Source organism: Pseudomonas spartinae (genome assembly GCF_965197125.1).
GTDB lineage: Bacteria > Pseudomonadota > Gammaproteobacteria > Pseudomonadales > Pseudomonadaceae > Aquipseudomonas > Aquipseudomonas composti_A.
The window spans coordinates 289,544-297,057 of record NZ_CBDAMB010000007.1 but is presented as its reverse complement, the minus strand read 5'-3'; the positions used below and the strand labels follow the sequence as shown (position 1 = coordinate 297,057).

General features: G+C 59.3%; 8 protein-coding genes. 2 read left to right on the top strand and 6 right to left on the bottom strand.

From position 1 onward, the window contains the following. Positions 1-311, top strand: a 311-nt coding sequence (locus ACN8M7_RS17180) for a hypothetical protein (RefSeq protein WP_490261557.1), incomplete at its 5' end; no start/stop codon positions are given. An 88-nt stretch (positions 312-399) separates the two neighbouring features. On the opposite strand, the gene msrQ is transcribed toward ACN8M7_RS17180, so the two are convergent. The 4 genes from msrQ to ilvC all read right to left on the bottom strand — a co-directional run bounded on the left by msrQ (position 400) and on the right by ilvC (position 4,083). After that, positions 400-1,026 carry a protein-methionine-sulfoxide reductase heme-binding subunit MsrQ gene (msrQ, locus tag ACN8M7_RS17175; RefSeq protein ID WP_490261556.1) on the bottom strand — a complete coding sequence of 209 codons (627 nt, stop codon included), beginning with the start codon at positions 1,024-1,026 and terminating at the stop codon, positions 400-402. After that, entirely contained in the window at positions 1,026-2,036 is a 1,011-nt protein-coding gene (gene msrP, locus ACN8M7_RS17170; RefSeq protein ID WP_490261555.1) for a protein-methionine-sulfoxide reductase catalytic subunit MsrP, read from the bottom strand. Before msrP ends, msrQ begins: the two co-directional genes overlap by 1 nt. A 66-nt stretch (positions 2,037-2,102) precedes the next feature. Then, positions 2,103-2,918 (bottom strand): CDP-diacylglycerol--serine O-phosphatidyltransferase, encoded by an 816-nt coding sequence (gene pssA / locus ACN8M7_RS17165; RefSeq protein ID WP_061241041.1) that lies wholly within the window; start codon positions 2,916-2,918, stop codon positions 2,103-2,105. A 148-nt stretch (positions 2,919-3,066) separates the two neighbouring features. Next, the gene (gene ilvC / locus ACN8M7_RS17160; RefSeq protein WP_061241040.1) at positions 3,067-4,083 is read right to left on the bottom strand and encodes a ketol-acid reductoisomerase; all 1,017 of its coding nucleotides are present in this window, start codon (positions 4,081-4,083) and stop codon (positions 3,067-3,069) included. Positions 4,084-4,209: 126 nt separating this feature from the next. Here ilvC and ilvY point away from each other — a divergent pair, with 126 nt between their 5' ends. Further along, on the top strand, positions 4,210-5,091 hold the full coding sequence (gene ilvY / locus ACN8M7_RS17155) for an HTH-type transcriptional activator IlvY (protein WP_490261554.1): 882 nt from the start codon (positions 4,210-4,212) through the stop codon (positions 5,089-5,091). Between the two features lie 54 nt (positions 5,092-5,145). Here ilvY and ilvN read toward each other — a convergent pair whose 3' ends face one another. Together ilvN and ACN8M7_RS17145 are read right to left on the bottom strand one after the other, a co-directional pair. Beyond that, on the bottom strand, positions 5,146-5,637 hold the full coding sequence (ilvN, locus tag ACN8M7_RS17150) for an acetolactate synthase small subunit (RefSeq protein ID WP_061241038.1): 492 nt from the start codon (positions 5,635-5,637) through the stop codon (positions 5,146-5,148). 1 nt (position 5,638) lies between these two features. Further along, entirely contained in the window at positions 5,639-7,363 is a 1,725-nt protein-coding gene (locus tag ACN8M7_RS17145; RefSeq protein WP_061241619.1) for an acetolactate synthase 3 large subunit, read from the bottom strand. Between the last annotated feature and the right edge of the window lie 151 nt (positions 7,364-7,514).

Below are 7,514 nucleotides of genomic sequence, written 5' to 3'. Positions count from 1 at the left end.
TTGATTCAGTTGTTAAAGAACAGTTGGTTAAGTCTTTCGTCTCAACCGAGGCCGCGCATTCTACAGCAGCCTTTCTTTCTGTCAAGCTGTTTTTCGAAGAATTTTTTCTTTCTACTCAACAACTTGCGCCTTCGATCAGAACTTCTTCTCTCCAGCGGGAGGCGCATTCTACAGCGTTCAAAACCGCTGTCAACCACCTCTTTCAACCGCTTTCGATCCATTCGACCGAAGCATCAACAGGACCTGACCAGCACCCTGTCGACCGGTGCGCATTCTACACACCGCCTCCAGCTTTGCAACCCATCTTTTAAACTTAACTTATTGATTAACAAGAAGTTTTTGAAGAGCCTCATCGCTGAAGTGGCGCGCATTCTACCGCCAGCAGAATGCGCGTCAAGCTTATATTTCAACTTTCTTCGGATTTTCTCGCCAAAGGGCGCCGACGCGCTGCAGCCCACTCGCAACAGTGGAGACACGCATCAGCAACAGCGCACCACCTATCAGTGCATAAGCAAGCCACTCGCCCAGATCAGCACGCACCACCCAGAGCATATGCAGCAAAGCCAGCAGCAGGATGACGTAGACCAGGCGGTGTAGCGCCTTCCACCTGCGCCCCAATCTTCTGATGCTGAAGCGGTTCGAGGTAACGGCCAGCGCCAACAAGCCCGTAAACGCCAACGCCCCCACGATTATGTAAGGACGCTCGGTCAGATCACGAAGCACCAGCTCCAGGCGCAGCCCGGCGATGAACAGCACGTAACCGCACAGATGCAAAGCGACGTAAGAGAAGCACCACAGACCCAGTTGCCGGCGCACGGCGATCCAGCCACCCCAGCGACTCAATTGCTGCAGAGGCGTCATGGCCAAGGTAATCAACAGAAGGATCAGCGCACCGAGCCCCAGGTTATCCACCAGCGCCTTGCCAGGGTCAGGCCCCAACAGACCGAACACAGCGCAGTACAGCCAGTACAGCGGCGGCGCCGACGCAGCAAGGAACACGGCGAGGCGCCAAACCCGGTAGCGCATCAGTAGTCCCTCGCCAGATCCATACCCGCATATAGGTTGGCGACCTCTTCATAGCCATTGAACATACGGGTATCGATCACATTAGGGCTGAACAACCCGCTGGGCAGACGCCGCTCGGTTGCCTGTGACCAACGCGGATGGTCAACCTGCGGATTGACGTTGGCATAGAAGCCGTACTCGTTCGGCGCAATGCGCTCCCAGGTCGTCTTGGGCGCCTCTTCGACCAGACTGATGCGCACGATGGACTTGATGCTCTTGAACCCGTACTTCCACGGCACCACCAGACGCAGCGGCGCGCCGTTCTGGTTTGGCAGAACACGCCCATACATGCCGACGGCCATGAAGGCCAGTGGATGCATGGCCTCATCGAGCCGCAGGCCTTCCACATAAGGCCAATCGATCAGGGAAAAACCCGAGCGCTGGCCTGGCATGTGCTCACGATCGACCAGTGTTTCGAAGCGCACGTAGCGCGCTGCAGAGGTTGGCTCGACCTGCTTGAGCAAATCCGCCAGAGGAAAGCCCAGCCAGGGAATGACCATGGACCACGCCTCGACGCAGCGCAGCCTGTAGATACGCTCCTCAAAGGCATGCGGCTTGACCAGATCCTCGATGGCGTAGCGCCCGGGCTTGCCGACCTCGCCGTCGACCGTCACCGTCCAGGGCTCGACCTGCAACTTGCCGGCATTGGCTGCCGGGTCACCCTTGCCCGTGCCGAACTCATAGAAGTTGTTGTAGTGCGTCGCGTCCCTGAACGGCGTGATGCTTTCACCTTCAGCGACGACCGCTTGCCAGCGAGCACGAGCCAGCTTCTCGTCGAACCAACCCGGTGCCTTCGCCGGCTCGACATCGGCATACACACCCTGAGCATCGGCACGAGCCCAACCCGGCATCGCCCCGAGGGCAGCCAAGGCCAGCGAGCCCTGCATCAGCTTGCGACGAGAAAGATAAACGGACTCGGGGGTGACTTCGGACTCGAGAGCCCGGGAGGAGGAAGGAACTCGGATGAGCATGGCAACTCCGCGTCTACAGTTCGAGAAACGAACTGTAGACAACGCAGCGCAGGAGAAATTACAGCGTCAGACAGATTTACGACGCCGCAATTGCAGCAGGTACTGAATCGGACCCGAGACAGCATAAGCGAGGAAGATCAGCAGCAGGATACGGGGTGGATCGCTGAACACCACGGCGAACACCAGCACGACGGCGAGAATCGCCACGAACGGCACACGCCCTTTCAGATCCAGGTCCTTGAAGCTGTAGTACTTGATGTTGCTGACCATCAGGCAGCCCGCCGCCGCAACCAGCAGCGCCACGGCAAACGACATGTTCGAGCCCTTGATGCCGAAATCGCTGAAGGCCCAGACCGTGCCAGCAACCACTCCGGCCGCAGCCGGGCTGGCCAGGCCGATGAAGTAACGCTTGTCGACGCTACCGATCTGCGTGTTGAAGCGCGCCAGGCGCAGCGCAGCACCGGCGACATAGATGAATGCGACCATCCAGCCGACCTTGCCCATGCTGCCCAGGGCCCACTCGAACGCCAGCAGCGCAGGTGCAACACCAAAGGCGACCATGTCCGAGAGCGAGTCGTACTCGGCACCGAAGGCGCTTTGCGTGTTGGTCAGTCGCGCGACTCGACCATCCAGGCCATCGAGCACCATGGCAACGAACACCGTGGCGGCCGCGACATAGAAGTTGCCGTTCATCGCGTTGATGATGGAGTAGAAACCGGCGAACAGGTTTGCCGTGGTGAACAGATTGGGCAGCAGGTAAATGCCGCGGTGACGCACCTTGCGCCCCTCCGCATCCTGCCCTTCCTCTACGTGCTCGTCGATCGGCAGCAGGCTTTCCAGGTTGTCTCCAGCCGGCTTTTGATCCTCGGGACCTTCACTCATGAACAGCACCTTGCAACGGGTTTGACGAATTTCGACCGGGGCGACTGGACTCAGTTCGCCACCTACGCGAGCAGGCTTTATACCAGAAGCCTCGCCGCATAACGAAAAAACGCGGCACAAAGCCGCGTTCTTTCGCACATCGCAGACCTTAGTTCTTGGTCTTGTCGACGATCTTGTTGGCAGCGATCCACGGCATCATGCCGCGCAGTTTCTCACCGATGACTTCGATACCGTGCGCAGCGTTGTTACGACGCTTGGCGGTCATCGACGGGTAGCCAGTGGCGCCTTCGCTGATGAACATCTTGGCGTACTCGCCGTCCTGAATACGCTTCAGGGCGTTGCGCATGGCCTGACGGGACTCGGCGTTGATCACTTCCGGACCGGTCACGTACTCGCCGTATTCGGCGTTGTTGGAGATCGAGTAGTTCATGTTGGCGATGCCGCCTTCGTACATGAGGTCTACGATCAGCTTCAGTTCGTGCAGACACTCGAAGTAGGCCATTTCCGGCGCGTAGCCAGCTTCGACCAGGGTTTCGAAACCGGCCTTGACCAGTTCGACGGTACCGCCGCAGAGAACGGCCTGCTCACCGAACAGGTCGGTTTCGGTCTCGTCCTTGAAGGTGGTTTCGATGATACCGGTACGGCCACCACCAACGCCCGAGGCGTAGGACAGTGCGACGTTCTTGGCATTGCCGGAAGCGTCCTGATAGACGGCGATCAGGTCAGGGATACCGCCGCCCTTGACGAATTCGGTACGCACGGTGTGGCCCGGAGCTTTCGGCGCGATCATGATCACGTCGAGGTCGGCACGCGGTACGACCTGGTTGTAGTGGATGGCGAAGCCGTGGGAGAAGGCCAGAGTCGCGCCCTTCTTGATGTTCGGCTCGATCTCGTTCTTGTACAGCTGGCCCTGGAACTCGTCCGGAGTCAGGATCATGACCAGGTCGGCAGCGGCAACGGCGCTGGCCACGTCGGTCACTTTCAGGCCATGGGCTTCGGCCTTGGCAACGGTAGCCGAGCCTTTACGCAGACCGATGGTGACGTCTACGCCGGAATCTTTCAGGTTGCAGGCCTGGGCATGGCCCTGGGAGCCGTAACCGATGATGGCGACTTTCTTGCCCTGGATGATGGAGAGGTCGCAATCTTTGTCGTAATAAACTTTCATGTTCTTGGCTCTTTTGAATCGAAAGGGATGGGGTGCGGAGCACCGCGACGCAGACACCTTAAGTGATCCCATGCATTGCGTAAAATGATATATTTGCAACACAACATGCCGCCATATGAAATATAAATGGACAGCCATTCCCTCAGGCTCTTTCTTTCCCTGGCAGACAATCTGCACTTCGGCCGCACCAGCCGCGAGCAGCACGTCAGCCCTTCCGCACTCAGCCGCAGCATCAAGCAGCTCGAGGACGAACTGGGCGCTACCCTGTTCGTCCGCGACAACCGTTCGGTCCGCCTGACCCGCGAGGGGCAGCAGTTTCGCGAGTACGCGAGCGAGGTCATCAATGGCTGGCAGGCGATTCGCCAGACGTTCATGCAGGACCAGCTGAATCTGCACGGCGAGCTGTCCCTGTACTGCTCGGTCACCGCGAGCTACAGCTTCCTCTACGACATCCTCAGCAGCTTTCGCCAGGACTATCCGCGCATCGAAATGAAACTGCACACCGGTGACCCGGCGAAAGCAGTCGAGCGCGTCCAGCAGGGGCTGGAAGACCTAGCCATCGGCGCCCTCCCCGACAGCCTGCCGAGCGGCGTGGAGTTTCAGTCGATCACCCGCTCGGAACTGCGCTTCATCGGCCCCCAGGCGCCGCAACTGCGGAACGAGGAGCAACTGAAGAACCCAACGGCGGAGAACTGGAAAGACGTGCCGATGATTCTTTCAGAGGAAGGCCTGGCGCGAACGCGTACCGATCGCTGGCTGAAAAGCCACAACATCAAGCCCCGCATCTATGCCCAGGTCAGCGGCAACGAAGCGATCGTCAGCATGGTCAGCCTGGGCTTCGGTATCGGCGTAGTGCCACAGATCGTGCTGGATAACAGCCCACTGGCCGCACGCATTCGCATCTACGACATCCAGCCACCGCTCACCGCTTATGACATTGGCCTGTTCGCGCTGGAAAAACGCCTGAAGGATCCGCTGATCGCTGCCTTCTGGAACCGCCAACGGTAAATCTCGGCCAACAAAAAGCCCCGCACCAGGCGGGGCTTTTGTTTACCACAGCGATCAGATACTCAGTACCTTGTCGCCACGGGCGATACCCGTGACACCACTGCGCACCGTCTCCAGGATCGACGCCGTGCCGATGGCCTGGATGAAGCTGTCCAGTTTGTCGCTGGTACCGGTCAGCTGCACGGTGTAGACGCTACTGGTCACATCCACGATCTGGCCGCGGAAGATGTCGGTGGTACGCTTGACCTCGGCACGCTGAGCACCGGTGGCCTTGATCTTGACCAGCATCAGTTCACGCTCGATATGGGCGCTTTCCGACAGGTTGACCAGCTTGACCACCTCGATCAGCTTGTTGAGGTTCTTGGTGATCTGCTCGATCACTTCATCCTGACCAACAGTGGTGAGGGTCAGACGCGACAGCGTCGGATCCTCGGTTGGCGCAACGGTGAGGCTCTCGATGTTGTAGTTACGCTGGGAGAACAGACCGACCACGCGGGACAGTGCGCCCGGCTCGTTTTCCAGCAGCAGGGAAATGATGTGTCGCATCTTAGGTCCGCTCCGTCTTGCTCAGCCACATGTCACGCATCGCACCGTCTTTGATCTGCATCGGATAGACGTGCTCGCTGGAATCCACCGCGATATCGAGGAACACCAGGCGGTCCTTGAGGGCGAAGGCTTCCTCCAGCTTGGGCTTGAGGTCCTGCAGCGAGGTGATGCGCATGCCGACGTGACCATAGGCCTCGGCCAGCTTGACGAAGTCAGGCAGCGATTCCATGTAGGAGTGCGAATAACGGCTGCTGTACTGCATGTCCTGCCACTGGCGAACCATGCCGAGCGCACCGTTGTTCAGGTTGACGATCTTCACCGGCAGATCGTACTGCAGGCAGGTCGACAGCTCCTGGATGTTCATCTGGATGCTGCCCTCGCCGGTCACGCACGCCACATCGGCTTCCGGGAAGTTCAGCTTGATGCCCATCGCCGCCGGGAAACCGAAGCCCATGGTGCCCAGGCCGCCGGAGTTGATCCAGCGATTGGGCTTGTTGAACCGGTAGTACTGAGCAGCGAACATCTGATGCTGACCGACATCGGAGGTGATGAAGGCGTCGCCCTTGGTCACGTCGCACAGGGTCTCGATCACGGTCTGCGGCTTGATGATCGAACCGTCACCCTCGTTGTACGGGAACAGACGCCCGTTGCCACGCCACTCGTCGATCTGCTTCCACCAGCTGGCGACGGTTTCCTTGTTCGGCGTTTCACCGATTTCCTTGAGGATGGCGACCATTTCGGTCAGCACGCTATCCACCGGACCGACGATCGGGATGTCAGCTCTGATGGTCTTGGAAATCGAAGCCGGGTCGATGTCGATATGGATGATCTTGGCGTTCGGGCAGAATTTGGCCGCACCGTTGATCACGCGATCGTCGAAGCGAGCACCGACAGCCAGGATCACGTCGGCATGGTGCATCGCCAGGTTGGCGGTGTAGCTACCATGCATGCCGAGCATGCCGATGAACTGGCGATCGGTACCCGGATAGCCACCGAGTCCCATCAGCGTGTTGGTCACCGGCAGATTGAGCATCTGCGCCAGCTCGGTCAGCGGTGCGGAAGCACCACCCATGATCACGCCACCGCCGGCGTACATGACCGGACGCTTGGCCGCCAGCAGCATCTCTGCCGCCTTGCGGATCTGGCCGGAGTGACCACGGACCGCCGGACTGTAGGAGCGCAGCTTGACCTTCTTCGGATAGACGTACTCGAACTTCTGGGTCGGATCGCCCATATCCTTCGGAATATCCACGACCACAGGGCCCGGACGACCCGACTCGGCGAGGTAGAACGCCTTCTTGAGGGTCTCGGGGATTTCCGACGGGTGCTTGATGATGAAGCTGTGCTTCACGATCGGACGGGAAATACCGACCATGTCGGTTTCCTGGAAGGCATCGGTACCGACCATGGCGCTCGGCACCTGGCCGGAGATCACCACCATCGGAATGGAGTCCATGTAGGCAGTCGCAATACCGGTAATGGCATTGGTCGCGCCTGGGCCGGAGGTCACCAGCACGACACCGGCCTTGCCGGTGGCGCGGGCATAGCCGTCAGCCATATGAGTCGCTGCCTGTTCATGACGCACCAGGATGTGGGTCACTTCCGGTTCTTTGAACAGGGCATCGTAAATGTGCAGGAGAGCACCACCAGGGTACCCATAGATATGCTTAACGCCTTCGTCACGCAGGAAGCGGACGACCATTTCAGCGCCGGATAAAAGCTCCACGTTGTTCACCTCTTGAACGCCAGTATGCCACCCGCCAACGGGCAGCCCTAAGTAGGTTCTTACTGTCAGCAGACACGCACGACGGTGATCGTGGATTCGGAACATCAGCTTGACGAGTAACGGGGCAGCCCATGGTCTTGCGGGGCTGGCC